Below are 1,045 nucleotides of genomic sequence, written 5' to 3'. Positions count from 1 at the left end.
CCCCGCCACCGCCCCGCAGGAAAATGCGGTTGCCGTCACACGCGGCGCCGAGAAAGATGCCCGCTCGTGCTCCCCGATCTGACGCCGTGGCGCGCGTCACGCGACTTCCGCACGCTGTGGACGGCGGGCCTCATCACGACGTTCGGCAGCTTCCTCACGTTCGTCGCCCTGCCCCTCCAGCTCAAGGAGCTCACAGGCTCCGCGGCGGCAGTGGGCGCACTGGGCGCCGTCGAGCTGGTGCCACTGATGGTGTTCGGGCTCTACGGCGGAGCGCTGGCCGACGCGTTCGACCGGCGCACACTGATCCTCTCCAGCGAGGCGGCGCTCGGACTGGTGGCACTCGGGCTGCTGGCCAACAGCCTGCTGCCGCACCCGATGGTGTGGCCCCTGTACGCGGCGGCGGCGCTCACCAGCGCCCTCACCGGCATCCAGCGGCCCGCACTGGACGCGATCGTTCCGCGCATCGTCGCGCACGCGCAGCTGAGCGCAGCCGCCGCGCTGAACTCGCTGCGCTGGCAGGTCGGCGGGGTCGCCGGGCCCGCACTGGGCGCTGGGGCTGATGTACGCGGCACTGCCGCTCGGTTCCATGCTGGTGAGCGCGACCAGCGGGTGGGCGGTGCGGGTGCACCGGCACGGACTCGCGGTGGTGGTCGCAGCGGGTGGCGGGGCTGGCGCGACTGGGCCAGGTCCGCTCGGGAACGGTGGCCTCCCTCACCTCCGTGCGGGCCTCGGTGTGGTCCGGAGGGCTGGCGTGCGTGGCCGGCGTGGCGCTCCTCGCGGTGGCGCTGCCGAGGCTGCTGGCCTACGACGCGCGCACCAGCGACCACGCCCGAGCCGTACGGACGGCCCGCGAGGAGGAGCCGGCCCCCTCACGGAGCCGGGGACGACGTAGGGGGGCGGGGGCCCCCCCCCCCCCCCCCCCCCCCCCCCCCCCCCCCCCCCCCCGCTCGGGAACGGTGGCCTCCCTCACCTCCGTGCGGGCCTCGGTGTGGTCCGGAGGGCTGGCGTGCGTGGCCGGCGTGGTCGCTGGTGCGCGCGTCGTAGG

Annotated in this window: 1 pseudogene; it reads left to right on the top strand. The window is 75.7% G+C overall.

The window, feature by feature from the left end:
- Positions 1 to 66 precede the first annotated feature (66 nt).
- A pseudogene (locus AB8Z75_RS35050) lies at positions 67 to 842 on the top strand (MFS transporter); the annotation flags it as partial.
- Between the last annotated feature and the right edge of the window lie 203 nt (positions 843 to 1,045).

Origin of the sequence: Streptomyces sp. PU-14G (assembly GCF_041028275.1) — a bacterium.
Classification (GTDB): domain Bacteria; phylum Actinomycetota; class Actinomycetes; order Streptomycetales; family Streptomycetaceae; genus Streptomyces.
The sequence above is the reverse complement of the archived record's forward strand: the minus strand, read 5'-3'. Positions and strand labels throughout refer to the sequence as shown.